The sequence below is a fragment of the Niveibacterium umoris genome, from assembly GCF_014197015.1.
GTDB classification, from domain to species: domain Bacteria; phylum Pseudomonadota; class Gammaproteobacteria; order Burkholderiales; family Rhodocyclaceae; genus Niveibacterium; species Niveibacterium umoris.
The window spans coordinates 645,346-670,991 of the sequence record NZ_JACIET010000002.1; the positions used below are offsets into that span (position 1 = coordinate 645,346).

The 25,646-nt window shown below is 64.5% G+C and carries 24 protein-coding genes; 17 read left to right on the plus strand and 7 right to left on the minus strand.

The features are described 5' to 3' along the window. Positions 1-89 precede the first annotated feature (89 nt). The gene (locus GGR36_RS14915) at positions 90-674 is read right to left on the minus strand and encodes a response regulator (protein WP_183635587.1); all 585 of its coding nucleotides are present in this window, start codon (positions 672-674) and stop codon (positions 90-92) included. 287 nt (positions 675-961) lie between these two features. Here GGR36_RS14915 and GGR36_RS14920 point away from each other — a divergent pair, with 287 nt between their 5' ends. From GGR36_RS14920 to GGR36_RS14940, 5 genes are read left to right on the plus strand one after another with little or no spacing between them, the layout of a single operon-like run. Then, positions 962-4,027: a type VI secretion system Vgr family protein gene (locus GGR36_RS14920; protein WP_183635588.1), complete on the plus strand. Its 3,066-nt coding sequence runs from the start codon at positions 962-964 to the stop codon at positions 4,025-4,027. Further along, the gene (locus tag GGR36_RS14925; RefSeq protein ID WP_183635589.1) at positions 4,027-4,587 is read left to right on the plus strand and encodes a C40 family peptidase; all 561 of its coding nucleotides are present in this window, start codon (positions 4,027-4,029) and stop codon (positions 4,585-4,587) included. The genes GGR36_RS14920 and GGR36_RS14925 overlap by 1 nt, the downstream gene beginning before the upstream one ends. Next, positions 4,578-5,516 (plus strand): DUF4424 family protein, encoded by a 939-nt coding sequence (locus GGR36_RS14930; protein WP_207064454.1) that lies wholly within the window; start codon positions 4,578-4,580, stop codon positions 5,514-5,516. Before GGR36_RS14925 ends, GGR36_RS14930 begins: the two co-directional genes overlap by 10 nt. 31 nt (positions 5,517-5,547) lie before the next feature. After that, positions 5,548-6,144, plus strand: a complete 597-nt coding sequence (locus GGR36_RS14935) for a hypothetical protein (RefSeq protein WP_183635591.1) — start codon at positions 5,548-5,550, stop codon at positions 6,142-6,144. Continuing rightward, positions 6,128-6,652 carry a hypothetical protein gene (locus tag GGR36_RS14940; RefSeq protein ID WP_183635592.1) on the plus strand — a complete coding sequence of 175 codons (525 nt, stop codon included), beginning with the start codon at positions 6,128-6,130 and terminating at the stop codon, positions 6,650-6,652. Before GGR36_RS14935 ends, GGR36_RS14940 begins: the two co-directional genes overlap by 17 nt. 108 nt (positions 6,653-6,760) lie before the next feature. Here GGR36_RS14940 and ydiK read toward each other — a convergent pair whose 3' ends face one another. Beyond that, on the minus strand, positions 6,761-7,828 hold the full coding sequence (ydiK, locus tag GGR36_RS14945) for an AI-2E family transporter YdiK (RefSeq protein WP_183635593.1): 1,068 nt from the start codon (positions 7,826-7,828) through the stop codon (positions 6,761-6,763). 89 nt (positions 7,829-7,917) lie between these two features. Beyond that, positions 7,918-8,409 carry a nucleoside 2-deoxyribosyltransferase gene (locus GGR36_RS14950; protein ID WP_183635594.1) on the minus strand — a complete coding sequence of 164 codons (492 nt, stop codon included), beginning with the start codon at positions 8,407-8,409 and terminating at the stop codon, positions 7,918-7,920. 161 nt (positions 8,410-8,570) lie between these two features. On the opposite strand from GGR36_RS14950, the gene GGR36_RS14955 reads away from it, so the two are divergent. Beyond that, the gene (locus tag GGR36_RS14955; protein WP_183635595.1) at positions 8,571-10,193 is read left to right on the plus strand and encodes a methyl-accepting chemotaxis protein; all 1,623 of its coding nucleotides are present in this window, start codon (positions 8,571-8,573) and stop codon (positions 10,191-10,193) included. A 27-nt stretch (positions 10,194-10,220) separates the two neighbouring features. On the opposite strand, the gene GGR36_RS14960 is transcribed toward GGR36_RS14955, so the two are convergent. Next, positions 10,221-10,787, minus strand: coding sequence for an NnrU family protein (locus GGR36_RS14960; protein WP_183635596.1), 567 nt, complete (start codon positions 10,785-10,787; stop codon positions 10,221-10,223). Between the two features lie 315 nt (positions 10,788-11,102). Here GGR36_RS14960 and GGR36_RS14965 point away from each other — a divergent pair, with 315 nt between their 5' ends. The 8 genes from GGR36_RS14965 to GGR36_RS15000 all read left to right on the plus strand — a co-directional run bounded on the left by GGR36_RS14965 (position 11,103) and on the right by GGR36_RS15000 (position 20,161). Continuing rightward, on the plus strand, positions 11,103-11,723 hold the full coding sequence (locus GGR36_RS14965) for an FMN-binding negative transcriptional regulator (RefSeq protein WP_183635597.1): 621 nt from the start codon (positions 11,103-11,105) through the stop codon (positions 11,721-11,723). A 74-nt stretch (positions 11,724-11,797) separates the two neighbouring features. Next, entirely contained in the window at positions 11,798-15,472 is a 3,675-nt protein-coding gene (metH, locus tag GGR36_RS14970) for a methionine synthase (protein ID WP_183635598.1), read from the plus strand. A 175-nt stretch (positions 15,473-15,647) separates the two neighbouring features. Further along, entirely contained in the window at positions 15,648-16,361 is a 714-nt protein-coding gene (locus GGR36_RS14975; protein ID WP_183635599.1) for a PEP-CTERM sorting domain-containing protein, read from the plus strand. 224 nt (positions 16,362-16,585) lie between these two features. Further along, positions 16,586-17,413, plus strand: a complete 828-nt coding sequence (locus tag GGR36_RS14980) for a MipA/OmpV family protein (protein WP_183635600.1) — start codon at positions 16,586-16,588, stop codon at positions 17,411-17,413. Positions 17,414-17,545: 132 nt separating this feature from the next. Next, complete coding sequence (locus GGR36_RS14985) at positions 17,546-17,902, plus strand: PilZ domain-containing protein (protein WP_183635601.1); 357 nt, start codon at positions 17,546-17,548, stop codon at positions 17,900-17,902. 75 nt (positions 17,903-17,977) lie between these two features. Beyond that, positions 17,978-18,481, plus strand: coding sequence for a GAF domain-containing protein (locus GGR36_RS14990; RefSeq protein WP_183635602.1), 504 nt, complete (start codon positions 17,978-17,980; stop codon positions 18,479-18,481). A gap of 122 nt (positions 18,482-18,603) precedes the next feature. Further along, on the plus strand, positions 18,604-19,362 hold the full coding sequence (locus GGR36_RS14995) for a substrate-binding periplasmic protein (protein ID WP_183635603.1): 759 nt from the start codon (positions 18,604-18,606) through the stop codon (positions 19,360-19,362). Next, on the plus strand, positions 19,322-20,161 hold the full coding sequence (locus tag GGR36_RS15000) for a transporter substrate-binding domain-containing protein (protein WP_183635604.1): 840 nt from the start codon (positions 19,322-19,324) through the stop codon (positions 20,159-20,161). Before GGR36_RS14995 ends, GGR36_RS15000 begins: the two co-directional genes overlap by 41 nt. A gap of 50 nt (positions 20,162-20,211) precedes the next feature. Here the strand turns inward: GGR36_RS15000 and GGR36_RS15005 are convergent, their stop codons facing one another. Beyond that, positions 20,212-21,648 carry an esterase-like activity of phytase family protein gene (locus tag GGR36_RS15005; protein WP_183635605.1) on the minus strand — a complete coding sequence of 479 codons (1,437 nt, stop codon included), beginning with the start codon at positions 21,646-21,648 and terminating at the stop codon, positions 20,212-20,214. 280 nt (positions 21,649-21,928) lie between these two features. Here GGR36_RS15005 and GGR36_RS15010 point away from each other — a divergent pair, with 280 nt between their 5' ends. The 3 genes from GGR36_RS15010 to GGR36_RS15020 all read left to right on the plus strand — a co-directional run bounded on the left by GGR36_RS15010 (position 21,929) and on the right by GGR36_RS15020 (position 23,631). Beyond that, entirely contained in the window at positions 21,929-22,363 is a 435-nt protein-coding gene (locus GGR36_RS15010) for a hypothetical protein (protein WP_183635606.1), read from the plus strand. A gap of 161 nt (positions 22,364-22,524) precedes the next feature. Continuing rightward, positions 22,525-23,178: a hemerythrin domain-containing protein gene (locus GGR36_RS15015; protein ID WP_183635607.1), complete on the plus strand. Its 654-nt coding sequence runs from the start codon at positions 22,525-22,527 to the stop codon at positions 23,176-23,178. A gap of 69 nt (positions 23,179-23,247) precedes the next feature. Further along, a complete protein-coding gene (locus GGR36_RS15020; RefSeq protein ID WP_183635608.1) occupies positions 23,248-23,631 on the plus strand; it encodes a cytochrome-c oxidase in 384 nt (127 codons plus the stop codon). 60 nt (positions 23,632-23,691) lie between these two features. Here GGR36_RS15020 and GGR36_RS15025 read toward each other — a convergent pair whose 3' ends face one another. Then, complete coding sequence (locus tag GGR36_RS15025) at positions 23,692-25,029, minus strand: GAF domain-containing protein (RefSeq protein WP_183635609.1); 1,338 nt, start codon at positions 25,027-25,029, stop codon at positions 23,692-23,694. Then, entirely contained in the window at positions 25,029-25,529 is a 501-nt protein-coding gene (locus GGR36_RS15030; protein WP_183635610.1) for a hypothetical protein, read from the minus strand. The genes GGR36_RS15025 and GGR36_RS15030 overlap by 1 nt, the downstream gene beginning before the upstream one ends. Positions 25,530-25,646 lie beyond the last annotated feature (117 nt).

Here is a 25,646-nt window from a genome sequence, read left to right on the forward strand (position 1 = left end):
GCGGGCAGCAAGCGGGTGGCGGGTGACGCGGAGCCGATTCCGAAAACAAAAGGGGCCATAAGGCCCCTCGAAATGCGGTGGAGCAGAGATCAGGCTGCTGAGTCGCCGCTGCCCGCCGGCGCGGCAGCGGTGGTGCCGGTGCTGGTCACGACGCGACGCGGCACCATGTCGGCATCCAGCAGGCGTTCGATGCGGGCGAAAACTTCGAGCCGCGAAAAGGGCTTCTTCATGAAGTCGTCGGCGCCGATGCGCGTGCCGAAGAACTGCTCGGTCGCCTGCTCATTGCCGCTGATCATGATCACCGGAATGTCGCGGGTCACCGCGTCGCGGCGCAAGGTACGCAGCGCGGCAAAGCCGTTCATGCCGGGCAGCACGATGTCGAGGAAGATGATGTCAGGCGTCAGGTCGCGTGCGATCTCGATGCCTTCTTCGGCGGTGAGCGCTTCGAGCGTGACGTAACCGGCCGAATTGAGCATCTTGCGCAGCGCGGCAACAATGGTTGGCGAATCATCGACGATCAGCGCGCTGGTCCCCGGCCGCGCATCGTGACGTTCTCGCACGCGCCGATCCGCGGGCGGCGCAACGTTGGCCGGCGCCGGTTCCGGTGCGGCCTCAGGCTGATGCGACGGCGAAGTCTTGCCGAGAATCGATTTGAGCTGATCGAAAAGTCCCACGATAACCCTCTGCCAAGTGCGCCCGGCCGATTGACCGGGGCGGAACGCAATAACGCCGGATCATACCGGCGGCATGCGCGGGATGCCTTGACCGAATGTGCCCGGCCTCATGCGCGGTGAGGCGATCGTCACGCTTTCGATCATTCCGGGCCGCCCGGCACTCCCCGCAATGCTGATCGTCCGGCCGCCGCGACCGTGGCCGGAAGCGGCCGCACTTCACGGCCGCAGATATGCCATTGCGATATGCTCCCCGCCTACCCAGACAACACCGCGTTCGGAATTCGCCCATGCCCGGTCCCAGCCTCTCCGCTCTGCTGTCGCGCAGCTTCTCAGACGCGAACCGGCTCCTGCGCCTGACCACGCCACTTGGGGACGACGCCCTGCTGGTGGAAACCGCCCACATCCGCGAGTCAATCGGAAACGGCGGATTCGAGCTGGACCTGCATCTGCTCAGCGAAGATGCACACATCGCGCACAAGCGCCTGGTCGGGCAAGCGGTATCGCTGTACCTGCTGACCGATGGCACGGCCGGCCCGCGCGAGCGGCCCTTTCATGGTCATGTCACCGGATTCGGCATCCTCGGCGCCGACGGTGGCTTCGCCCGCTACCGCATGCGGGTGCAGCCCTGGCTGGCCTTCCTGGGCCATAACCGCGACAGCTGGGCGTTCCAGGACAAGAACGTCGTCGCGATCCTCGACGACATCTTCAGCGGCTGGCAGGGTCAAGGCGCGTTGGCGCCGCAATGGCGCTGGGACCTGGCGGAACCCGACCAGCTGCTGCCGCGCAGCCTGTGTGTCCAGGCGGGCGAAAGCGACCTCGCCTTCGTCGAACGCCTGCTCGCTGAAGAGGGGCTGTTCTACTGGTTCGAACACGCGGCCGATGCGCACACACTTGTCATTGCCGATCACAACGGTGCCTTTGCGCAGCCAGAGCGCATCCGCTTCCACCGCGCCGCCGCCACCGAGCGCAGCGATACGGTGCAGCGCGCGGTGCCGATTGCGCGCTGCGTCCCCACGGGGGTGCGCATCGCAAGCTGGGATTACCGCGCGCATCAACGCATCGTTGCTCAAACGGCAGTTGCCAGCAGCGCACCGCTTGATCTGCCGCGCGACGACACGCCGGGGCTCTACAGCTTTGCCACTGAGTCAGACGGCGATCGTTACGCCACACGGCAGCTGCAGGCCTGGCAAGCGCGCGCACTGCAATACCGGCTGCGCGGCAGCGTACGCCGTCTCGCGCCCGCCCAACGCATCCTGCTCACGGACTCCCCGCTCGGCCGGCCCGACGATGTGGCCGGTGTCGAACTCGCGATCCTCGAAGTCGAACATCGCGCGCGAAACAACCTCTCTGCCGACGTGTTGGCCCAGGTTGAAGCACTGCTCGGCGTCCTGCCCGCCCATGCCGGCAGCGTCCGCAACGACAGTGACACGCCGCTGTACCAGAACGGCGTGCTGGCGATCCCGGCCGACACGCCCTACCGGCCGCTCGACCGCGACGAACACGGCGCACGCATCCACCCCAAGCCCACGATGCGCGGTACGCACACCGCTATCGTGGTCGGTAGCCAGGGCAGCCCCCTCCTCGCCGACCGCGACGGCCGCATCAAGATCCAGCTGCCCTGGCTGCGCGGTAGCCAGTCGCACAGCCGCCAGCCCCACCCCAGCGGTGATGACAACGCGGCCGCGAATGAAAGCGTCGGCACCTGGGTACGCGTCGCCAGCGCGCTGGCGGGTGACAACTGGGGCGCGCATTTCACGCCGCGCATAGGTCAGGAAGTGCTGGTCGAATTCTCTGAAGGCGACATCGACAGGCCGGTGGTGGTCGGGCTTGCCTACAACGGACGTGGGCAGGAAAACGCCCAAGGCAATGCAGTTTCCGCCGGTGCGGCCAAGGCGACCGGCAACGCGCCCGCGTGGTTTCCTGGCACCACAGGGGCCCACGCGCACAAGCCGGTCTTCTCGGGCATCAAAACGCAAGCGCTAGCAGCGAGCCAGTCCCGCGCCGGCGGCCACAACGCGCTGATCTTTGACGCCACGCCGGGGCAAGACGGCCTGCGCCTCTCCACGACCCAGTTCGACAGCCGCCTGCAACTGGGGCACCTGCGCGCGCAGACCGACAACGCGCGCGAAGCGGCGCGTGGTCATGGTGCGGAACTGGCCACGAGCGCTGCCGGCGCCGTGCGTGCCGGGCAGGGCCTGCAAGTCTCGGCCGGCGAAGCGGGCCATCGCGGTGCGTCGCATGTCGATGCGAGTGGTGCCAGCGCAGTGCTGGAGAGCAGCAGTGAGCTTGCGACAGCCCTCGCCAAGGCGGCGAGCACCTCTCGCGCGAAACTGCCGAAAGACCCGTCGGAGCCCAAGCAACTGCCGCCGCTCGCGGGCTGCACAAGTCAGACCAAGGATCTGGCTGAAACCACTGCTTGCGGGCAAAGTCCCGCCGGCATCGCCGGCGGCACCGGAACCGCCGCCGCCTGGGCTGCGCCGCACCTCTCACTGTTTGGCGAGGCGAGCATCGCGTTCGCCACGCCGGCGCACAGTACCGCGGTTGCCAATCACCTCATCGTCACCGCCGGCCAAAGCCTCGAAGCCGCCGCGCAGGGAGCGATCCGCTGGGCCAGTGGCGGTGGCCTCGTGCTTTACACCGTTGGCAAGAAAGCCGATGCCACCCGCCCGATCACTGACGCTGGCATCAAACTGCACGCGGTAGCCGGAAAAGTCACCGCGCACGCCCACGACAACACCGCCACCGTCGCCGCGCAAAAGCAGGTCGCCCTCTCCAGCACGCACGCCAGCGTGCAGATCAGCGCCAAGAGCCACGTCCACCTCACCGCCGCCGGTGCCGCGATCCAGATCGAAGGCGGCAACATCACCCTCACCGCACCAGGCAGCGTGAAGCTCAAGGCGAGTCAGAAGAACTTGACTGGGGGGGCGAGAGCGAGCAGCGAGTTGCCATGCATGCCGAAGAGCAACGGAGAAGAAGGTGATCGTTACTTCGTGCTGAAGTCACATAAGGGCGAACCTATTGCCAATCGCCGCTATAGGGCAAAGTCGGGCAACGTCGCGATCGAGGGTGTGACAGGACCAAATGGCGAAACAAAAATACTTGAAGGCTTCATCGATCAGATTGCACGGTTCGAACTCGTGAATGAAGTGTTTGATGAGCACTTCATACTGACTGACCCCATCGGGCAACCGATAGCCAACATGACTTATCGCATTAGAGCCGAGGGTGGTGCATTGATCGATGGTGTAACCGATGACCAAGGTCGCACAAGCCTATACAAGAATGACGCCATCGAGTCCGTCGAACTCCTTTTCATTCCCCACGAACACTCGAACGGCGAAGGAGGCGACTGATGGCCGAAACACTTATCGCAAGATCGGTCACCAGCGAACGGTCTAACACTCAGGGAAAGGAGTGCACCGTCGGGCGCTATCTCTCTGAAGCCGAAGGCTGGAAGATCGTGGAAGTCGCAGCAACATGGGAGGGAACGCCTTACCAGATGGTCGGCGCCCGCTCTGAAAAAGGGATAGTAGGAGACTGTTCCGGCACCACATTCAAGATCTATACCGAGGCCGGTTTTCCCTATGGTTACAGGATGACAGCGGACTTCGTAGCCTACGTCACAGAGACAAATCGTTTCCGCGAAATTGATCCCGCGACACAACCGATGCAAGCAGGTGACGTGTTGTTCTGGACTGGACACATGGCGATCTTTGCGCCCTTTCCGGAAGGGCACCCTAAACGCGAAACCGGCGTCATGAAAGCGGGCAAGGCCATACAGAACAATATGTACACAGCATTCAACGCAAAGCGCAACGTGCCGTATGGCCCATACAACATCGCAACGTTTCGCGGTGATAAGTATCGCGTGTTCAGGTATTTCTTTCTGCCGGGAGAGGCCGGATGCAAATGATGCGACAGGGCATTAGTACGGCCCTCTGCTATATGCTCTTCGCAGCAGGGCCTGCAATTGCATGGGAGTCGGAATCCGGCGCGGTTTTTCCGGCGCTCGTCGGCACCCTGCCCGAAGGCATTTCCCTCAAGGCCACAAACGTCAGGCTTTCTGCCGAAAGCGTCGTTATCGAATACACGCTGCAAAACTCGACGGTAAAGCCAAAGTCATTCAAGCTATCGAGCTACCTCGCGCCATTCGGTTGGCAAGGCGCAGCCGCCGAATACAACGACCTGCATTTTCCAGAAGTAGCGCTAAAGGTCGATGGCAAACCGCAGATACCGCGAACCAGAGTTTCTGCTCTACTCGACGGTGACGAAATTGCCGCCTCGCTCCGTCGTAGCGCCATAGACCCCTACTTGGTAGCACGAGAAGACGTTAAGACGGACGAACGCGCGATAGCGAAGAGGGTCGCTCAGAAGCAATTGCCGGCAGAGGCATTTCGGGCTGGACTGCCGATCTGGCAGCTCCAGGTCACGCGTTCATGGCTAATTCGACTTTCGGTCCAGCGCGAAACGGTACTCGGGCTGCGTTATCGAGTGAGGCCGGCGTTCCGCCCGGTCAAGGTTGGGGGAAGCGATTGGCAATCATTGATCCTCCAGCATTGCGGCAACCCAAAACAAGTCGGGGAAGCACTGGCAGAGCTCGAACCATCGTCTCCAGAGTATCGAAACGTAGAGGTCTACACGATTCCGGTGAAGGTCGCGAATGCACAAGCGTCCGATGTCGATCTCAGCATTGATTTGCAGGCGAAAGGCAGTGGAAGTAAACGCGCAAGCGCTTCCTTGACCTGCAATGCCTACTCCGGGACGGGTCAGCTGGGGTTGCCGTCGGTTTCGACCACGCAGGTGCTCTCGCCATCACAGCTCTCTGTTCTTGTTATCTACTGACTAATCGCGCAACTCGACTCGACGGAGCACCATGCTCATCATCAAGAATGGCCAACTCACCGCGAAAAGTGACAAAAGTCCGATTGTCGTTACCGTTTGCCATGTCGCATGGTTTGATCTGACAAAGACCTATCAGATCGCCAATGCACCCGCACGAACAAGCAGCCTTGTGTTCACTGGTGCAGATTTGAATTTCGTCGCACGAGTTCTTTACGCCGAGTCGTCGGGCTCTGCCAAGGTTACAGATCGGGACGAACGGATGAAGGAAAAGGCCGCGATTCTGAACGTCAAGCATTTCCGGCTCAACCGGATGGGTTACCCAAATCGCCACGCGCCCCAAACATTCACTGACGTTTGCCAAGCCAAAGGGCAGTTCGAATCGGTCTACAGCGGGACACCGAAATTCTCGGGCTCCGACCCGGACACCTATGAATCACTGTCAAAGCCTGAGTGCTTCGATCTTGAAGAGGCCATTGACGCGGTTCGGGAATTCCTCAAGGCAGGTCCGAACAGCGACTACCTCTTTGACAACTTCCGCGGTGGTCGCGGCTCACGAGGGACGACGATTGGGCAAACACGGTTCTGGTTATCACCGGAAGGCGAGCGGCTGTATGAAAAACATGAATAGGGAATTCACCGTATTTGCCGCACTCGCGATAGCGTTCGCCGCACCGGATTGCGCTTCCGCTACCGATTGTGGCGCGGCAAAGTGTGCCCCGTCTTTTGATGACTACCCTGTGGTCGAACACAGCCGACTGTTCCCATCGGTCACCCTCGTCCTACAAACCAAACTTGCCAAGAAGTACCGGACGGTCATCACTCAGCAGTCTCGCCAGGACCCAGACTTTGCCGGCCATTATCGGGTTGCGACCTGGGGATGCGGTACCGATTGCCACGGCTTTGCGATCATCAACAAACGCAATGGCAAGGTCTATACGGTGCCGGATCTGGAGTATGTCGCCGGCGTCATGGGCAACGGAGAAGATCGATTGGCCTATCGTGTCGAAAGCCGCTTATTCATCGTCACGGGGCGCAAGAACGACGAGGACGAGGGCAAGTTCTACTATCTGTGGAACGGCAGCTCCCTCAAGCTCATCTTTAAGAGCGAAATCGCGAAGGAATCATTTGAGGACTAGACAGACTTGGCTCGTGTGCTTCTTTCGGTACGAATAGCGCACTGGTCGGATAAAGCACGAGCACCCTCGGGTGCTCGTTTGTTTTCTGGTGAATGGATGAGCGTGAAATCAGATTTCGTCCTTTGCCGGCCACGCATCCCCGATCCACGCATCCAGCAAGGTGTAAGTCACCGCGAGTACGACTGGGCCGATGAAGAGGCCAACCAGGCCGAAGGCGAACAGGCCGCCGATGACGCCGGCGAAGATCAGCAGCAGCGGGAGGTCGGCGCCTTTCTTGATCAGCCAGGGGCGCAGGATGTTGTCGAGCGAGCCGACGACCAGGGTCCACACCAGCAGCACCGTGCCCCAGGTGGTGTCACCGGTCCAGTAAAGCCAGCCGACCGCCGGGGCGAGGACCAGGATGGGGCCGATCTGCGCGAGGCAGCACATGAACATGACGGCGGTGAGCAGTCCGGCAAACGGCACGCCGCAGATCAGCAGGCCGAGCCCCCCGAGGGTCGATTGCACCAGCGCGGTCACGACGATGCCCATTGCGACGCCGCGGATCGCTTGGCCGGCGAGGATCACCACCCGGTCGCCCTGGTCGCCGGCAAGGCGGCGGGCGAACCCGCGGACGCCGCGCGCAGCCTGTTCGCCGGTGCTGTAGAGGATGCCGGCGATCGCGACGGTGAGCAGGAACTGGATGACGACCAGGCCAAGGCTGCCCGCATGCGAGGCGGTCCACTTCAATGCGGTGCCGGCGTAGGGCTTGATCGTTGCGAGGATCGGTGCGATGCCGCTTTCGGTAATCCCCTGCCACGTTGCGGAAAGTTTCTCGCCGACCAGCGGCACGGTTGCCAGCCAGGCCGGCGGTGCCGGGACGGTGGCGTCCTGCAGGCGCGGCACGAGTTCTGCGACCTTGTTGGCGTTGGTAACGACAGTGGTGATCGCGATCGTCAGCGGCACGAACAGGACCAGCAGCAGGACGCCGACCATCACCGCGGTGGCGAGGCTACGTCGCCCCCACAGGCGTTTCTGCAAGCCGATCATCAGCGGCCAGGTCGCCACCACCACCATCGTTGCCCAGATCAGGCCGCCGATGAAGGGTTGCAGCACCCACAGCGAGGCAAAGATCAGGAAGGCGATCGTGATGACGGCAAGCAGCGTGCGGGTCACTTCGGTCTTCGGGGCATCCATGGCGGGGGCCTATGCGAAGTTGTGGAAGCCCGATTCTGATCCCCTCACATGACGACGCAAAGCGGAACGTCAACATTCCCGCGATGGGCTCAGTCGTGCGGAACGAAACGCGTAAGCGCGGCGAGCGCGTCAGAGAGATCGCCCACGACGATTCGCGCAGCAATCGCGAGCATCAGGTTCAGCGGCAGGCCGAAATCTTCCACCCGCTGGCCGTTGCGGTCGAGCGCGCCGTCTTCCGTCTGGCGCAAGGGGCCGAATCCTTGCGCGACCCGGTCGCGCAGCACCGCGGCGTCCGGCAGGTAGCCGATGACGGGCTTGCCGAGCGCGCTGGCAAAACCCACCTCGAAGGCGGTGCCCGAGTCCGGCTCCACGCCACGGAAGGACATCAGGTTGGCCATCACCACATCGGCGGCGCGGATCATTGCAACGTTCGCCGCATAGATGCCCGCCGCATCGATGGCGTCGCCATCGAGCGGCACCAGTGCCTCATGTCCGTGCGCGGCACACAGGGCGCGTGCGGTGTCGGCCCAGGCAAGGGCATCGGAGCGGAATACATCGGGGCCGGCGAGATAGAGCTTCATGGCGCAAGCGGGAACGAAAGGCGGCCGCCACTCTAACGCAGGCTGCGCCGGGTGGTGTCGTCTCCCGCTCAAGCCCGGCGCCCATCAGGCCGTTAACCAGACTCTACCCAGCCCTGCATTGCGCTCTGCAGGGGTGAGCGCCGAAAGACCGGAGGTCGCCCATGTTCGCCAGACTCAGCTTGAAAACCCGCCTGATGGTGCTCGTCGCGGTCGCCCTGCTCGGCATGCTGTTTCTTGCCGCCCTGCAGATCGTTCATCTGCGCACGCAGTTGCTCGAAGACCGCAAGCTCACACTGACTTCGGCCGTCGACATCGCCTACAGCGTCGTCGCCGGATTGCAGGCGCGGGTGGAAAAGGGCGAATTGCAGAAGGATCAGGCGCAGGAACTCGCCAAGCAGGCGCTCAAGTCGATGCGCTACCAGGGCAAGGAATACTTCTACGTCTACGACTCGAAGGGCAATGGGGTGGCCCACCCGATCCGGCCGGAATACGAAGGCAAGAGCCACTGGGATCGCAAGGACAAGTCCGGCGTCTACACCGTACGCAAGATGGTCACCGCCGCGCTCGACAAGAGCGGCTTCACCGATACTCTGACGGTCAAGCCCGGTGGCACCGAACAATTGCCCAAGCTGCAGTACCTGCGCTATTTCGAACCCTGGGACTGGGCGATCGGTACCGGCCTCTACGTCGATGACCTCGATGTCGTGTTCCAGCAGGAACTGGTGAAGGTACTGGCGGCGATCGTCGTGATTCTGGTGCTGGTCGGGCTTGTCGCGACGGCGGTCGTGCGGGCGGTGCTGCGCGACATTGGCGGCGAGCCGGTCAAGGCGGTGGCGGTGATGCGCGCGGTTGCAAATGGTGACCTCACGGTCAGCCTCGACAATGCGCGCGGCGACAGCCTGCTCGGCGAGCTTGATCGTCTGGTGCGCAAGCTGCATGACGTGATCGGTGAGATCGGCGCCGGTGCTGCCCGCGTGACAAGCGCGGCCAAGGAGATCAACACCGCGTCGACCACCGTGGCGGGCGCGGCCGCCGAACAGACCGACAGCACCCAATCGATGGCCGCGTCGATGGAGCAGCTGACCGTGTCCATCAATCACATCTCCGACAACGCCACCGAAACCGCGCGCCACGCCAGCGACGCGGCCGGGCTGGCGAGCGAGGGTAAGGCCCAGGTTTCCGTGGCAGCGGACGACATCGGCACCATGGCGTCGACCTTGGGTGGCGCGGCCGAGCAGGTGCGCGCGCTGGCAAAGAATGCCGAGGAAGTCTCGCGGATTGCCCAGGTGATCAAGGATATCGCTGGCCAGACCAACCTGCTCGCGCTCAATGCGGCGATCGAGGCGGCGCGTGCCGGCGAACACGGGCGGGGCTTTGCGGTGGTGGCGGATGAGGTGCGCAAGCTCGCGGCCCGCACCGAAACGGCCACCTCGGAAATCTCGCACGTCGTCGAGCGCATCCAGCGCGATACGCTGGACGCTGCACAGACCATGGATCACGCGCTGCCGCTGGCCGACAAGGCGCGCGAAGCGGCGGCGACGGCGGCCGATACGCTGAGCCGGATTGCGGCCGGCGCGCAGGCCGCCGAGGCGCTGGTGCGCGATGTCGCGTCGTCCACGCGGGAACAGAGCCAGGCCAGCAGCCTGCTCGCGCAGCAAGTGGATCGCATTGCGCACCAGGTCGAGGAAACCGCGGCGGAGATGAGCTCTGCAGCCCAGACTGCGCAGGCGCTGGAACAGACCGCCGCCGAACTCGACAGCGTGACCTCGCGCTTCCGCGTCTGAGGCGCGCCGGCGCGCCCCAGCGCGACCTCAGTGCGGCATCAGCGCGGGCACGCCGAACAGCCAGACGTGGCCGTGCATCACCGCACCGGCGGCGATCAGCCCGATCGCTGCCGCCTTGAGGTCGGCGCCCAGTGCGGGCGTTACCGTGGCGCGCTTGCGGAAGACGACAGCCACGATCAGCGCAAACGCCGAATAGGCCGCGAAGCAGCCGAAGAGCACGGTTTCCCGCAAGCCGCCGTTGGCGAACAGATGCGTCAATGACCAGATCAGCACGCCGATCACCATCGGGTGATGCAGGCGTGCTCGCAGGTAGCCGGGGAAATTGAACCCGCCCGCGACGAACAGGATCAGCGCCAGCGTGTTCGTCCACGGCGCCAGCATCCAGGCCAGCGGACTTGGCGCAAATACCGCCGTAGCGGGGGCCTGCGCCCAGTTCATGCCGACCAGTACCAGACCCGCAAGCGACAAGAGCGAATGCACGCCGCGCCACGCGTTGACCCCGATGCGACCGACGATCTGCTGACGCATCGGTGGCAGCACGCTCGACAGGTGGGCGACGAAGAACAGGGTCAGGCCAAGGTAGATGGGGGTCATGGGGGCTCCGGCAGCGGCGAGTGACGATGGCCTATGCTGCGCCCGAGCAGGGCGACCGACAAGGCCCCGTGCGGGCGAGCTACCACCCGAATGCCGGCGCCCGGCAGCTTGCGCCGCCGCCACACAAGTCCCTGAATCCTCAGGATTCTTGACAATTTTGCAGGGTCGCAACAAACTGCCACCCCTTGCGCCGCTTTGACCTCAGCTTGCTGGGCGCCGACCCCGACCGGGCCGAAATCAGCTAAAGCGAGACGCGTTTCACAAGAACCCGTTCCGCCGCCGAGGCCGAACGGGTTTTCTGTTTTCAGGGCCGCGATGACGCTCTACGTTCCCGACCACTTTGCCGCACCGGACCGCGACGCGATCGTTCAACTGATCGCGCAGCACCCGTTTGCCACGCTGATCAGCGTGGCTGGCGGCGAACCGGTGATTACCCATCTGCCGCTGGTGGCCGACGCCACCGGCACGCTGGTCGGGCATGTGGCGCGTGCCAATCCGCACGCCGCGCTGTTAGCTGAAGGCGCCACCGTTACCGCGGTGTTCCACGGCCCGCATGTGTATGTGTCACCGACCTGGTACGAACAGGCCGGCGTGCCGACCTGGAATTACGCGACGGTGCATGTGCATGCCAAGGTGCGCGTGATCGACGGCGAGGCCGCGCAGGCAATGCTCGACCACCTGGTCGATACCTTCGACCCCGATCCGCTCGGCGAGGCGGGTACGCGGCACATGCGGCGAGATGAGCGCGCCGGCATGCTGGCCCACATCCACTGCTTCGCGCTTGAGATGCAGCGCGTCGAGGCCAAGTTCAAGCTGTCGCAGAACAAGTCGCCGGCCGATCGACTGCGCGTCGTCAGCGCCCTCGGCCAGCAGGACAACCCGGACGCTGACGCCATCGCCAGCCTGATGATGAACACCCTGATGCAGAGCCGCTGACGCGCCTTCTGCCCCCCAAGATTTCGGCATTGCCGCCGCACACCGGCGATGCGACACGACAGACGAGAACGATGATGCAAGCCGACCGTACCGAAGAACTCCGCGACCTGCTCGAAACCCGCATCCTGCTGCTCGACGGCGCGATGGGCACGATGGTGCAGAAGCACAAGCTGCAGGAGGCCGACTACCGCGGCACGCGCTTCGCCGACTGGGCGAGCGACGTGAAGGGCAACAACGACCTGCTGCTGCTGAGCAAGCCCGAGATCATCCGCGGCATCCACGCGGCGTATCTGGATGCCGGCGCCGACATCATCGAGACCAACACCTTCAACGCCACGCGCGTGTCGCAGGGCGAGTACGGCATGCAGGATCTGGCCTACGAGCTCAACGTCGCCGGTGCGCGGCTCGCGCGCGAAGTGTGCGATGAGTTCGCCGCGAAGACCGGGCGCCCGCGCTTCGTCGCCGGCGTGCTCGGCCCGACCTCGCGCACCGCGTCGCTGTCGCCGGATGTGAACGACCCCGGCTTCCGCAACATCACCTTCGATGCGCTGGTCGCCGACTACATCGAGTCGGCCAAGGGCCTGGTCGAAGGCGGCGCCGACATCCTGATGGTCGAGACCATCTTCGACACGCTCAACGCCAAGGCCGCGCTGTTCGCGATCGAACGCTTCTTCGACGAAGCCGGCCGCCGCTGGCCGGTGATGATCTCCGGCACCATCACCGACGCCTCGGGCCGCACGCTCTCGGGCCAGACCACCGAGGCCTTCTGGGATTCGCTCGCGCATACCAACCCGCTGACGATTGGTCTCAACTGCGCGCTGGGCGCGAAGGAGCTGCGCCAGTACGTCGAAGAGATGGCGCGCGTGTCCGAGACCTGGCGCTCGGCCCACCCCAACGCCGGCCTGCCGAATGCCTTCGGCGAGTACGACGACACGCCGGAGAACATGGCGCGCCAGGTTGGCGAATGGGCGCAGAGCGGTTTCGTGAACATCGTCGGCGGCTGCTGCGGCACGACGCCGGATCACATCAAGGCGATCGGTGAAGCGGTGGCTAGCGTGAAGCCCGCCTACCGGCCGAAGAAGTCGCATGTGATGCACCTCTCTGGCCTGGAGCCGCTGGCGATCTCCGACGACTCGCTGTTCGTGAACGTCGGCGAGCGCACCAACGTTACCGGCTCGCGCGTGTTCGCGAAGATGATCCTCGAAGGCCGCTTCGACGACGCGCTGGCGGTGGCCCGCCAGCAGGTTGAGAACGGCGCGCAGGTCATCGACATCAACATGGACGAGGCGATGCTCGACTCGCAGGCGGCGATGGAACGCTTCCTGAAGCTGATCGCCTCGGAACCTGACATCGCCCGCGTGCCGGTGATGATCGATTCCTCGAAGTGGGAAGTGATCGAGACGGGACTCAAGTGCCTGCAGGGCAAGGGCATCGTCAACTCGATCTCGATGAAGGAAGGCGAAGAGAAGTTCCTCGAACAGGCGCGGCTGGTGATGCGCTACGGCGCGGCCGCCGTGGTGATGGCCTTCGACGAGAAGGGCCAGGCCGACACCTATCAGCGCAAGATCGAGATCTGCGAGCGCGCCTACAAGCTGCTCACCGGCATTGGCTTCCCGCCCGAAGACATCATCTTCGACCCGAACGTGTTCGCCATCGCCACCGGCATCGCCGAGCACGACAACTACGGCGTCGACTTCATCGAGGCGGTGCGCTGGATCCACCAGAACCTGCCGCACGCCAAGACCTCCGGCGGCATCTCGAACGTGTCCTTCTCGTTCCGTGGCAACGACCATGTGCGCGAGGCGATCCACACCGTGTTCCTGTTCCACGCGATCAAGGCGGGCCTCACGATGGGCATCGTCAACGCCGGCCAGCTCGGCGTGTACGACGAGCTCGAACCGAAGCTGCGCGAACTGGTCGAGGACGTAGTGCTCAACCGCCACCCGGGCGCGGGCGAAGCGCTGGTCGAGTACGCGCAGCAGGTGAAGGGCTCCGCGAAAGAGCGCGTCGAAGATCTCGCGTGGCGCGAGCAGCCGGTCGGCGAACGCCTGAAGCACGCGCTGGTACGCGGCATCACCGACTACGTGGTGGCCGACACCGAGGAAGCGCGCGCTGCGCTCGAAGCTGCTGGCAAGCCGCCGCTGTCGGTGATCGAAGGCCCGCTGATGGACGGCATGAACGTCGTCGGCGATCTCTTCGGCGCCGGAAAGATGTTCCTGCCGCAGGTGGTCAAGTCCGCCCGCGTCATGAAGCAGGCCGTCGCCCACCTGATCCCCTTCATCGAGGCGGAGAAGCTGCGCACCGGCGCTGCCGCGAAAGGCAAGATCGTCATCGCCACCGTGAAGGGCGATGTGCACGATATCGGCAAGAACATTGTCGGCGTGGTGCTGGGCTGCAACGGCTACGACGTGGTGGACCTCGGCGTGATGGTGCCGGCGGAGAAGATCCTCAACGCCGCGCGCGAACACGGCGCGCAGGCGATCGGCCTCTCCGGCCTGATCACGCCTTCGCTCGAAGAGATGAGCCACATCGCGGCCGAGATGCAGCGCCAAGGTTTTGAAGTGCCGCTGCTGATCGGCGGTGCCACCACCAGCCGCGCGCATACCGCGATCAAGATCGCACCGAACTACGAAGGCCCGGTGGTCTACGTGCCGGACGCCTCGCGCGCCGTCGGCGTGGTCACCAAGCTGCTCTCCATCGACCACCGCAACACCTTCGTCGCCGAAGTTGCCGAGGACTACGAGAAGGTGCGCGAACAGCACGGCAAGAAGCGCGGCGTGCAGCTGGTGCCCTACGCCGCGGCTGCGGCCAACCATGCGAAGCTCGACTTCGATGCCTACACGCCACCGAAGCCTGACGTCACCGGCCTGCGCGCGCTGCGCAACATGGATCTGGCGAAGCTCGCCGAGTACATCGACTGGGGCCCCTTCTTCCAGACCTGGGATCTCGCCGGCCCCTTCCCGGCCATCCTCGACGACGAGGTGGTCGGCGTCACCGCGCGGCAGGTGTATGCCGATGCGCAGGCGATGCTGAAGAAGATCATCGACGGCCGCTGGCTCACCGCGCACGGCGTTTTCGGCATCTGGCCGGCAGCCCGTCGCGGCGACGACATCGTCGTCTACACCGACGAGTCACGTAGCGCGGTGCGCCAGCTGTTGCCGCAGCTGCGCCAGCAGCACGAGCGCCCGGACGGCAAGCCGCACTGGTGCCTCGCCGACTTCCTCGCGCCCGAGGGCGGCAAGCCCGACTGGCTGGGTGGCTTCGCGGTCACCGCCGGGGTCGGCATCGAGAAGAAGCTCGAAGAGTTCGCCGCCGCGCACGACGACTACAGCGGCATCATGCTCAAGGCGCTGGCCGACCGCCTCGCCGAAGCCTTCGCCGAGTACCTGCACGAGAAGGTGAGAAAGTCCGACTGGGGCTACGCCGCCGACGAGTCGCTCGACACCGCGGCCCTCGTCGCCGAGCAGTACAAAGGCATCCGCCCGGCGCCCGGCTACCCGGCCTGCCCGGACCACACCCAGAAAGGCCCGCTCTTCGACCTGCTCGAAGCCCCGCGCGCGACCGGACTGCACCTGACCGAATCCTTCGCGATGACGCCCGCGGCGGCGGTGTCCGGCTTTTACTTCAGCCACCCCGAAGCGCACTACTTCGCGGTGCCGAAGATCGGCCGCGATCAACTCGAAGATTGGGCGAAGAGGAAGCACATGAGCGTGGAGGAAGCGGCGCGCTGGCTGGCGCCGGTCTTATGACGGTCCTAGCCTTTTAAGCTTCTGCGTCGACAATATTGACATCGGAAACTTCGACACCGGATTCGACAAACGGTATCCCTTCCATTGTTCCCATCGCGCAATGCATGGTGCATATATTGCTTTGTGGCATCACGCACTTAACCAAGGGGGATATATGCGAAGCGCGTTCTTAGCAATGATCGTGTTGATCTGGTGTGGCATCTCCGTAAATGCGAAGGCAGATGTATTGAACGGCAATTTTCAAGGCCACGAGTCGGATTGGAAGCAGGACGGGCTTTTGCGCCAGATAGTGGAGTGGGAAGGAAGCGGTAGCAACCCCGCAGGGTGGATTCGGCGCAACCCGAGTTCAATCGTTTCGGTCGAACTGTTGGAAACACATCTCGGCCTAAGTGCTGGGGCCTTTGCCGCGTCGGGTTCCACAACAGCGCCTTCTCAAGGCGCTGCGATCAGGCAAGCCATTGAGGCAAAGGCCGGAGACTCCATCAATTTTGACTTCAAGTTTTGGAGCGGGGAACCTAGCGATCGCGGCGCCACGTATCACGACTTCGCCTTCGCGACACTGTCTTCGCTCAGTCACGGTCAGTTGGTGAAGACACTCGTTGACTCAACAAGTCCGTTACTCGTTTCGAAGACAGTCAGTGCATTTGGCGAAAACTATTACGGCCGGACGCCGTGGCTCCACACGACGATGGTTGTGCCAGAGACTGGTACCTGGACGGTTGGATTTGGCGTGATTGAGGGGGGCGATCTTGCCAATGCGTCGTCTGTCTTCATCGACAACGTTTCGCTCGTTGCGGCACCGGTTCCCGAACCAAGCGCCGCATTAATGCTCCTTTGCGGCGGCGCTTTGATTGGCGGTTTCGCTGCCAAGAGGAAGGAGCAAGGGTAGCGCAGCGCGTTGCTCCCTCAAAGAAACCAAGGGGCCGTAGGGCTGATTGGCGAGGCCCTACTGCCCGAAGGGCTTGTGGTCAACCCGCGTTCGCCACCGGCAAGATCGGGACCATCCCCTCAGGCCCAGTCCATCGTTAAACGCCCTGCGTTTGACCGGGTCGATTGGTCGACGGGCACGCGACGGATAGACTCGCGGCATTGATTCCTTATCAGGAGCTTTTCATGCCGCGTCATGGCCGTCGTGTTGGTTCATTGTTGAGCGTCTTGCTGGCTTGCGCCCTGTCGTGCCTCGGGCTGGCTTCGATGCCTGCGCTGGCGGAAACGGACCTCGGTTCGCTCGACATGCTCAGCGGCGCCGGTGACGCCTCGCCAGTGCCACAGGGCCTGGTGCTGGGGGGTGTGTTCATCGGGTCGAATGCCCGCTATCAGGGGCAGGACGATACGGCGCTGCTGATCCCGGGTGCGGTGTATTTTGGCGAGCGCTTCATGTACCTCGGCGATCGGGCGCGCTACTACTTCCGTCGCGATGGCGGCTTTGCGGCATTTGCATACGGCCGTGTGCGCTTCGGAAATCTGGACCCGGCCGAGGTGCCGGAGCTCGCCGGCATGAAGAAGCGCGAGTGGGAGCCGGAGGCGGGCATCGGCGCCAACCTGATCACGCCCTATGCGCTGCTGACCATGCGCGCGGCCACCGACATCAGCGGAACCAGCAAGGGGCAGGAGTGCCTGCTGTGGTCGGACTTTCCGGTCGTGCGTGATCGCCTGCTGGTGATGCCCGGACTTGGCGTGCTGTGGCGTTCCAGCAAGCTTGCCAACTACTACTTTGGCGGCGTTTCGGCCGAAGAGGCGCGGCCCGGCCGGCCGCAGCACGACACCGGTGCGACCTGGTCGCCGATGGTGAGTCTGGTCACCACCTATCGCTTTGACCGCCACTGGATGGCAACCCTGACGGGCAACGTCGAGTTCTTCGACAGCGGCACCGCGCAGAGCCCGATCGTCGGGCACGACAACGAGGTGACGGTGATCGCGGGCGTCGGCTACGTCTGGTAGTCCGGCGTGTGGCAGCGTGCTGGCGCGCTGTGACGATTGTTCACCGCTTAGACGCAGCGCAGGCTGGCGAAAGACGCTCCGCGGTCAGATAATTCGGGCAGCACACAATCTTCCCGCTGTACCCGATCTGTCATGAACAACCCCGCCGTCGCCAGCCAGGAACGCCGCCAGCATGCCCGCAAGGCTTTCCACAGCGTGGCCTACGTCCTGCTGACGGGGCGGCAGCCGATCGCGGTGCGCACCCTGGACATCAGCCCCGGCGGCATGGCCATCGTCGCACCGGCCAACCCGCCGGCGAAGATGAACTGCAAGATCCGGATTTCCTTGCCGGTCAAACTGCGCGCGCCGACCGTGGTCGAGATCCAGGCGACCGTGTTGCACAGCGTGCTGAGCCGGCGCGAGAACGGTTTCAAGGTGGGGCTGCATTTCGTCCATCCGGCGCCCGAAGCGAAGCAGGCCATCGCGGCTTTCCTCAGCGCACCGGGCTGATCGCAACCTCGCCCGGTTGCTTTCGTGTCATGCTTGGCGGGCCAACCGGCCGCCTTGTCCGACAGGAGCCCGGCGATGACCAAAGACCCCGAACTGCGTAACGATGACTGGCCGGCCAGTCGTCTGCTGCGCATATCCGAAATCACGGCTGATTTTCGCGGCGCCCGCTACCTCCAGGCGCTGGTGCTGGCGCTTGCACGCGTGCTGCAGGTGCGCTTTGCGATGATCGCGGTGCGGCGCGAAGGCCGCGAACACGCCCAGGTGCTCGCGATCGCCGACGGCGAAGACCTTTCCCAGCCGTTTCGTTACCTTACCCGCGAACTGCCGTGCCATACGGTGCTGGGCGGCGAGGCGGTGAGCGTGCCGTGCAACATCGTCGAGCTCTACCCCGGCGCGAATGAAATCGAGGCCTACGTCGGCCAGCCGCTCAAGGGGCGCGATGGCGCGGTGATCGGCCTGCTTGCGGTGGAGCATACTGCGCCGATTACGTCCGCAGCCGGGATGGCTCGGGTGCTGCGCGCGCTGGCAGGGCGCACCGCCGCCGAAATCGAGGGCGAGCCGGATCTGCTGCGCGCCTGAACTGCGGCAAAACGCTCAAGCTGCGCTTGAACCGGACGATAAATCGCCACTAGCTCGATCAAACCGGCAGTCGGCGCCCCGCTGCGTCGCTGCGTTCTCAGTCCGACACGAAGGAGTACACCATGCGCCGCACCCTTCTGCTGCTGTTGTTGTGCTGGTTTTCGCAGGCGAACGCTGCACCGCTCGAGCTGAGCACCCTCGGCCAGTCGGCCACCAAAGGCAAATACGATCCCGCGGATACCGCCCGGCCCGGCGTGTGCATCGAGATCATCCAGGCGCTGATGCATGTGGACCCCGATCTGAAGATCTCCGGACAGAATCAGTTGAAGCCACTGCCGGAGGTTGAAGCAGCACTGACCGAGGGGCGCATCGATCTGTTCGTCGGCCTGATCCGCACGCCCGAGCGCGAGGCGAAGTTCGACTTCCTCGAACCGAAGGTCTTCAGTTTCCAGCACAAGATCGCGGTAAAGGCCGCCGACAAGGGCCTCAAGATCGCGAGCTTCGACGACCTGCGCAAGCTCGACGGCACCATCGCCACCACGCAGGGCACCGCTTACGTCGCGTTCCTCGAGAAGCAAGGCGGCCTGAAGATCGACGCCGGCAGCAAGGACCCGGCGAGCATCCTCAAGAAGCTCACGCTGGGCGTGAACAACGTGCGCTTTTACTACCAGGCCGATCTCAACCTGATCGACTACATTGCCGAGGCGAACCTCAAGGACCTGGTGGTGATCCTGCCGCATTCCTTCAAGGACGACGCACAGTACCTTGCGGTATCGAAACAACTCGCGGCGCCGGCGCGCAAGCGGCTGGTCGCGGCTTTGGAAAAACTGGACAAGAGTGGTGAGCTCAAGCGCATCTACGCGCGCTACGTGCCCGACTGAGCCAGGCAGCCGGTTCAGCACGATCCGGCGGCTTGCGCTGGCCGGCGCCCTGGCGGTGCTCGCGAGCGGCGCGGCCAGCGCCGCTGCCACAACGGTGCTGCGGACCGCTGCGCAACTGCACTCCGAACCGAAGTTCGTCGAGCAGCGTGACGGCGTAACCGGCCTGTGTGTCGATATCCTGCGCGCGCTCGAAAATGTCGATGGCGGTCTGCGCTTCTCCGGCACCGACGACTGGATGCCACTGGCGCGCATCGAAAAGCTGCTCGAAGTCGGTGCCCTCGATGTGTCCTGCGGCCAGCAGATCACGCCCTCGCGCCAGGCGCATTTCACGATCCCGCCGGTCGTGTTGTTCACGGTGAATTGGCAGCTCGCGGTGAGAGCCAACGACACAGTGCGCGTCAATGACTGGGACGACGTCAGAAGGCTGGGGGACGAAGGCATCGTGCTGGTGAATTTCGGCTTTGGTGCGGCGACCCGGCTCGCCGCGATGCCCGGGCTGAAAGTGGATTCGAGCGGGCGCGAGAGCGGCGAAAACCTGCTGAAGCTGCTCGCCGGGCGTGGCCGCTTTTTCTACTACCGCAGCCCCGGCTTCAAGGACGAACTGCGACCCTTCAAGGGGCGAGTGAAAGTCCTGCCGGCGGTGATGGACAGCACGCCGTACTACCTGCTGGTCGGTCGTCATGTGTCGGCGCCCGTTTCCGAGCGCATCGCGGCCGGCCTTCACACGCTTGAGCGCAGCGGCGAACTGCGGCGTCTCTTTCTGCGCTGGGGCGACGACGGCCTCGCGCCGAGCAAATGAAAACCGCCCCTTGCGGGGCGGTTGGAGCCAAGACTTGAAGCAGCTTCGAATCAGCCACGCTTGGCGCGGCGACGTGCGCTCACGCCGATGATGCCGAGTCCGGCCAACAGCATGGCGTAGGTCTCCGGCTCCGGCACGGCGCTGATCTGCTGTGCCTGATAACCCGGCAGATCGGCGTCGGTGAACGAGAACACGTAGAACTTGTTCGGGTTCGCGATGCCAGCCGGGTGATTCGAATCGGTCACCGTGCTGACGAAGTCGTTGTCGTTGGCGATGTACAGCGTATGGCGGGTCTGACCACCGACGACGATGTCCTGACCAAAGGACACGCCTTCGATCTTCGCCGGAATGTCCTTGGCGCTGACGCCTGCCGCAGTGAGCTTCGCGACCAGATCGAGGATCGGTGCGGCCGACTTGGTCACCGCTTTCGACGACAGGTCGCCGGAGAGGCCGCTCACATCCTGCGCGCCGGTGATGTCGATCTTGAACAACTGCTTGACCTTGGCCGTGCTGTTGTCCCCCAGGCCCTTGCCGTCACGCTCGTCGACCAGGAACTCGTGGTCGTTGATCGCGACGATGTCACTCACACCCGAACCGGTGCTCAGCTTGTAGGCGAACTGCTTGGTGGTGCCGCTGGCGATGTCGATGGTGACGATGCGCACATTGCCGTTGGTGTCCTGCTTCAGCGGTGCCTGGACGATGCCGACCAGCGTCTTGCCGTCCGGCGTGATCGCAAGGCCTTCCATGCCCTTGTTGGCGACGCGGCCGGTGGCGTTGCCGTCGATCTCGTTCTGACCGATCGGGCTCAACCTGCTGACTGCCAGCTCAGACGGCAGCGCAAAGCTCTTGATGCGGGCGCCGGTCGAACGGTCAAACTGATAGACATAGGGACCGTACTCGTCCGAGACGAAGACGCTTTTGCCGTCGTTGGAAACCCGGATGCTTTCCGGATCGAGGCGCGCGTTGTTCGGGTTGAGCGAATTCTTCGTCGCATCGAAGTTGTCCGAACGTCCCGAAAAGTAGAACTTGTCGGCGGTGTTCCGGGCCGGTGCGCCGTTGCCAACGCCCAGGCCAGCGCCGCTGCCGTAGGTCAGCGCGGTCGTGCTGTACAGCAGCGTGGTCGAGGTCAGCGTCGGCGTCAGCGTGAAGCTGCCCGCGGGCGAGGCGTTCAGCGACATCGTGATCGTCTGCAGGCGCGGGATGTAGCTGGTGGTGTTGTCTACCGCAGCGTTGTAGCTGACGGCGTTGGGGCCGCGGTCGGGCAGCGCGATGAAGGTATTGCCGCCGGCCCACGCGAGGCCGGAACCGAGGCCGCCGAGCAGGTTCGCTGCGGCGCCATTTTCCAGCGTGCCGGTGAGGCCGGAGAGGTCGGCGAAGGAGCCGGCGCTGCTGCCGGTCAGGTCGCCGGTCGCGATCAGGTCGAAGCTGGCGAAGGCGGGGGACGCAAGCGCGGCGATCAATACCGCGAGCAGTTTCTTCTGGTGCATGGTCTCTATCCTGGAATGTTTTCTGACAACGTGGCGCCCCGCGCACGACTTCACCCTGCGGGTCGACGGAGCCTGCCGACCTCGTGTGACGTGCCGGTGAATCGCGGCTCATGCCATCAGAAACCCGTGACGGATTTCACGCACCGCATGCATTGAACGACCGATATCCCGGGATGCCGACGTCGCGCGCGATACGCGACTTTGCAAGGCCGCTGTCGCCGTCTATACCCAACGAATCGGCCGACCGGCCGATCCCCGACCCGACAGAAGGAGAATTCGCATGCGTTCGATCTGCACCCTTGCGGTATGTGTCGCTTTCAGCCTTGCAGGCGCTTCGGCGATGGCCCAGGAGAAGAGTTACAAGGAAGGCCCGGTGATGGAGCAGAGCTTCATCAAGATCAAGCCGGGCAAGTTCAGCGACTACATGAGCTTTCTCGCCGGCCCCTACAAGGCGTTGATGGAAGCGCGCAAGAAGGCGGGCCTGATCACCGGTTACGCGGTGTACTCGGTCGCGGCGCGCAACCCCGGCGAGCCCGACCTGATCCTCACCACCACCTATCCGAACTGGGCGGCGCTCGATCGCGTGGCGGATGACGAGGCGGTGTCGGCCAAGGTCATGGGCTCGATGAAACAGATGGAGCAGGGCGGCGCTGACCGTGGCGTGATGCGCGAAGTGCTCGGCTCGCAGATGGCGCAGGAGCTGATCCTCAAGTGAGCCCCGCCGGGCGCGTGATGCGCTTCACGCGCCCGCCGCAACTAAGAAATTCTTAGGATTGCCGGAGCCAAGATTTAGCAACGCCGGCTTGCTGTCCTTCCTATCCTGCAATGGCCGGATCACCCGACCCGGCCTACCCCGAGAGACTGCAGGAGACCATCATGCAAACCCCCCGTCACGATATCTACGCCTTCATCCACAAGGGCCTGCGCGCCTTCATGGCGCACACGCTGGTGCGCGTTGGCCGGCTCGACGCGCACGACGCCGCCGAGGTCGCCGTCGTCAGCGATGAAGTGCGCGCGCTGCTCGACATCTGCACCCACCACCTCGCCAACGAGAACCGCCATATCCACAGCGCGATGCAGGCGCGCCAGCCCGGCGCCTGCGCCGAGGTCGAGGCCGAGCACGTCGCGCACGAACACGAGATCGCGCAGCTGCGCTGGCTGCTCGAACGCGTACCTGAAAACGAGCAGGCCGCCCAGGGCCTCTACCGCCAGTTGTCGGACTTTGTCGCGCACAACTTCGAGCACATGGGCAAGGAAGAGCGCGAGCACAACGCGGTGCTGTGGGCGCACTACAGCGATGACGAGATTCGCGCGATCGAGCACGCGATCATCGCCAACGAGTCGCCGGAACACCTGCAGCTCGCGATCCGCTGGATGCTGCCGCACATGACGCCGAGCGAGCGCGCCGGCATGCTCGGCGGCATGCGGCAAACCGCGCCGGCGGAAATGTTCGAGGGTGTCCTGAACCTGATCAGGCCGTTGCTTGGTGGGCGTGACTGGCGCAAGCTCAGCCTCGCGCTCGGCATCTGAGCGTGTCGAGCCCGCCACCCCCATCGGCGGGCCGACCCAATGACAAGACGTAACCCCAGGGAGACTTCAATGAACCGTTCCACCCAACGCTGGATCCTGCTTTCGCTCGTGTATTTCGTGCTCGCCGTCGGGCTCGGTGTCGGCATGGCCGCCACCCACGACTTCCGCTTGCGCCCGGTGCACGCCCACCTGAACCTGCTGGGCTGGGTGTCGCTGGCGCTCACCGGCTGGGTGTACAGCCAGTTTCCGCAAGCTGCCGGCACGCGTGCGGCGAGCGCCCACTTCTGGCTCTACAACCTGTCCTTGCCGGTGATGATGGCGGGCTTGGCCGCTCTGACGCTGGGCATGGCCGCGATCGAACCGCTCGTTGCGGTGTCGAGCGTGGTGATGTTCGCGGCGATCCTCACCTTCGCGATCAACGTGTTCCGCCACCGGGGCGCTGCGGTGGCCTGAGGGCGCGCCGCTTCGCCGGGGGGCGGTGAGCAGCCGCCCCTTGTTTCGTTCACGGCGGTGTCACAGCTCGATCAGCGTCAGGGGCAGAGCCACTTCAAGGCGGAAGAGTCCGCGACCGGTCTTGCGCATCCGGATGCCGGCATTGCGCTCGTCGAGCCGGCGCTGCAGCAGGATCAGACGCGCTTCGAGGTTGTCGCAGATATCCGGCAGGCGCAGTTCCGGCGAGACGCGCAATTCCCGGTTCGAGAAATCCTCGCGACCTGTCTTGGCGCGTGTTTGCAGCAGGCACCACAGGATCGCGCCGGCCACGCCCTTGATCAGGTAATCACCGCCGACGAAGACACTGTTGTTGGCGCCGTAGTGACGCACTTCCAGCGGCTGGCCGAGCGGCGCGGGCGTCACCGCAGCCGGCTGCCCGGCCGTGGCGGACTCGGCCAGTGCCTGCTGCTGCAGCGCATGGATCGCCGAACCGAGCTGTGTTGCCAGCGCCACCAGCGCGTCCTCGTCGTCGTAGCTGAAATGGAGGTCGTGCGGGCTTTCCACGCACAGCACGCCGAGCAGCCGCCCGTGCGCCAGCACCGGCACCGCGAGCTGGCTGTGCGGCTCCGGCAGTCCGGGAAAGGGGATCTGCGTTTCCAGCGGCCAAGCCGGCGTGCTCACGCCGTCGAGCGCCGCGCGCCCGTAGCTGTACTCCATGGTCATGTGGTTGATGCGGATCGGCGTGCGGTACTGCGCCGCGACGCCGATCACGCCATCGCCGAAGGCGATCTCGGAACCCACCCCGCTCACCGCATATCCGCGGCTGGCCACGGTGTAGAGCCGGCCGCACGCTTCCTCGGCGAACAGCAGCATGGCGTGGTCGATCGCGAAATCGCTGCCGAGTGCTTCGAGCGCCGCGTCGACCGCGCCGTCGAGATCGGTGCAGGCGGCGATGCGCGCGCTGGCGCTGCGCATCGCATGCAGCAGGTTCACCCGCGCCGGCGGGCGCGGCAGCGCCGGGCCGGGGATGCGTTCGACGCCGAGCACCCGGTACACGTCCGCACCCTGCAGCTTGAAGACGCCTGTCATGCCTGAATGCGACGCGATGCCGGCGAGCTTCGCCTTCATGTGCTGGAACAGCGCGCCCTCGGTCTCGGTCCGCAGGTAAAGCATCTCGACGCGGAAACTCTCGGCGCTTACCGGGTCGATCACCAGGCCGGCACAGCGCGCATTGGCGAGGATGTTCTCGCGCGTCTTGTTGAAGAACTGGAAGGACAGCGCGACATGCCGCGGGTCGACGTACTGCATCTGCGAGACATAGGTGACGTTCGGCGTGCCGTCGGCGCTGGCAGTGGCGATCACCGCGGGGATCCAGCCTTCGAGGCAGCCGCGGATCGCCTCGAGTTGCACCGCGCCCATCACGCACGCCTCGCCAGCGCTTCGCCGGCACGCGGGCCCGGCGTCTGGCCGAAGACGCCATCCGGCGTGAAACGGATCGCGATCAACTCGGCCGGGTCGCGCCAGAACACCGCGTCGATGAAGTCCGGCCCCCAGCCGAGCGGCGTGATGTCCTCGGCAAAGCGATCGAGGTTGCGCCGCACGCAGGCGACATCGCCCGGCAGCAGTGGCACCGTGCGCGCGTCGTTGCCCTTGATCTGGATCGTCTCGTGCGTGCTCGGCCGGCTGAAGGTCACCGCGATGCGGCCGTTGGCCGCGACGTCGCGGCAGGTGGCTTCGGCACTCTCGGCGAACACGAACACGGTGAGCGTGGAGCGGTCTTCCGCGACGCGGCAACCTACGCCTTTGGCGATCGACGGCACCAGCCGGCTGTCGCAGGACGCGAGCGTGATCGAGAGTCCGCCGCCGATGAATGCGGCAACGTCGGGCGTCATCAGCGGTGCGGTGGCGGGGGGGCTCATCGGGCTGCGGCTCGTTCCAGGCTATGCCATCAGGCTAGCACCTGCAACGTGACGCACAAGTGTCGTCGCTACGTTTCGATACCTGCCGCGTGAAACTGCCGTCAGGCCCTAGAATCG

Coding starts and splice junctions, on each gene's coding strand:
- GGR36_RS14920 (WP_183635588.1), top strand. CDS start 962: ATGCCCGGTCCCAGCCTCTCCGCTCTGCTGTCGCGCAGCTTCTCAGAC.
- GGR36_RS14925 (WP_183635589.1), top strand. CDS start 4,027: ATGGCCGAAACACTTATCGCAAGATCGGTCACCAGCGAACGGTCTAAC.
- GGR36_RS14930 (WP_207064454.1), top strand. CDS start 4,578: ATGCAAATGATGCGACAGGGCATTAGTACGGCCCTCTGCTATATGCTC.
- GGR36_RS14935 (WP_183635591.1), top strand. CDS start 5,548: ATGCTCATCATCAAGAATGGCCAACTCACCGCGAAAAGTGACAAAAGT.
- GGR36_RS14940 (WP_183635592.1), top strand. CDS start 6,128: ATGAAAAACATGAATAGGGAATTCACCGTATTTGCCGCACTCGCGATA.
- ydiK (WP_183635593.1), bottom strand. CDS start 7,828: ATGGATGCCCCGAAGACCGAAGTGACCCGCACGCTGCTTGCCGTCATC.
- GGR36_RS14950 (WP_183635594.1), bottom strand. CDS start 8,409: ATGAAGCTCTATCTCGCCGGCCCCGATGTATTCCGCTCCGATGCCCTT.
- GGR36_RS14955 (WP_183635595.1), top strand. CDS start 8,571: ATGTTCGCCAGACTCAGCTTGAAAACCCGCCTGATGGTGCTCGTCGCG.
- GGR36_RS14960 (WP_183635596.1), bottom strand. CDS start 10,787: ATGACCCCCATCTACCTTGGCCTGACCCTGTTCTTCGTCGCCCACCTG.
- GGR36_RS14965 (WP_183635597.1), top strand. CDS start 11,103: ATGACGCTCTACGTTCCCGACCACTTTGCCGCACCGGACCGCGACGCG.
- metH (WP_183635598.1), top strand. CDS start 11,798: ATGCAAGCCGACCGTACCGAAGAACTCCGCGACCTGCTCGAAACCCGC.
- GGR36_RS14975 (WP_183635599.1), top strand. CDS start 15,648: ATGATCGTGTTGATCTGGTGTGGCATCTCCGTAAATGCGAAGGCAGAT.
- GGR36_RS14980 (WP_183635600.1), top strand. CDS start 16,586: ATGCCGCGTCATGGCCGTCGTGTTGGTTCATTGTTGAGCGTCTTGCTG.
- GGR36_RS14985 (WP_183635601.1), top strand. CDS start 17,546: ATGAACAACCCCGCCGTCGCCAGCCAGGAACGCCGCCAGCATGCCCGC.
- GGR36_RS14990 (WP_183635602.1), top strand. CDS start 17,978: ATGACCAAAGACCCCGAACTGCGTAACGATGACTGGCCGGCCAGTCGT.
- GGR36_RS14995 (WP_183635603.1), top strand. CDS start 18,604: ATGCGCCGCACCCTTCTGCTGCTGTTGTTGTGCTGGTTTTCGCAGGCG.
- GGR36_RS15005 (WP_183635605.1), bottom strand. CDS start 21,648: ATGCACCAGAAGAAACTGCTCGCGGTATTGATCGCCGCGCTTGCGTCC.
- GGR36_RS15010 (WP_183635606.1), top strand. CDS start 21,929: ATGCGTTCGATCTGCACCCTTGCGGTATGTGTCGCTTTCAGCCTTGCA.
- GGR36_RS15015 (WP_183635607.1), top strand. CDS start 22,525: ATGCAAACCCCCCGTCACGATATCTACGCCTTCATCCACAAGGGCCTG.
- GGR36_RS15020 (WP_183635608.1), top strand. CDS start 23,248: ATGAACCGTTCCACCCAACGCTGGATCCTGCTTTCGCTCGTGTATTTC.
- GGR36_RS15025 (WP_183635609.1), bottom strand. CDS start 25,029: ATGGGCGCGGTGCAACTCGAGGCGATCCGCGGCTGCCTCGAAGGCTGG.
- GGR36_RS15030 (WP_183635610.1), bottom strand. CDS start 25,529: ATGAGCCCCCCCGCCACCGCACCGCTGATGACGCCCGACGTTGCCGCA.